Annotated in this window: 1 pseudogene; it reads left to right on the top strand. The window is 33.5% G+C overall.

Annotated features, from left to right (window positions below):
* Positions 1-774: pseudogene (locus ACT3TU_RS14305) on the top strand (peptidoglycan-binding protein); the annotation flags it as partial.

Here is a 774-nt window from a genome sequence, read left to right as displayed (position 1 = left end):
CTATCCATCCAGATGATAAGCTAAAGATTCCTAAAGATGGCGCTACTAATTCATCTACAAACTATTCTTCTCAATCAAGTCAGCCAAATAAACCTGTAAACGTGACAACAAAACCTAGCAATAATAATGACGGTACACCTAAAGAAATCGCAACGACCAATGGTTCTTGTATTTGTAAAGCGAATGATTTGATTTGGAGCGATCATCCAAAAGTTAGTTGTGAGTTTAGGAAAAAAGTGATAAAGATCTGTCAAGATATGTGGCCGAATGACTATCTAGCAATGGCCAATAATCTAATGGCATGTATGTATTTTGAAACTGCTACGACCTTCGACCCCTCAAAAGGAAATGGTTCTGGGTATTATGGCTTGATACAATTTGGCACTCTAGCTTGTAAAGACCTAAATACAACAACTGATAAAATAAGGGCTATGTCTGCCATTGAACAACTTGATTGGGTAAAAAAATACTTCAAACTCCGTAATAGACATGAATTAATCAAAAACCTTGTTCATATGTATCTATGCATTAACTATCCAACCAACTTAATCCAAAAAAAGACAGGACCACATGATATTTTATATGATTATACTCAACCGGCATATATAAGCAATCCTTCTTTCTTTAAAGAAAACGGAGAAAAAGATAGATTTAAGATAATAAATGACAAAAAGAAATATTTGGGTTTTAAAGATGGTAAAACTTATGTATGGGAAGTCGCAGAAGAATTAAATATATATTATAAGCGCGGAGAAAAACCCGAAAATAGAAAAT

This window comes from Psychrobacter sp. AOP3-A1-26, from assembly GCF_052378235.1.
Classification (GTDB): Bacteria; Pseudomonadota; Gammaproteobacteria; order Pseudomonadales; family Moraxellaceae; genus Psychrobacter.
Note: the sequence above shows the minus strand (reverse complement) of the source record. Positions and strands in the feature narration are given on the sequence as shown.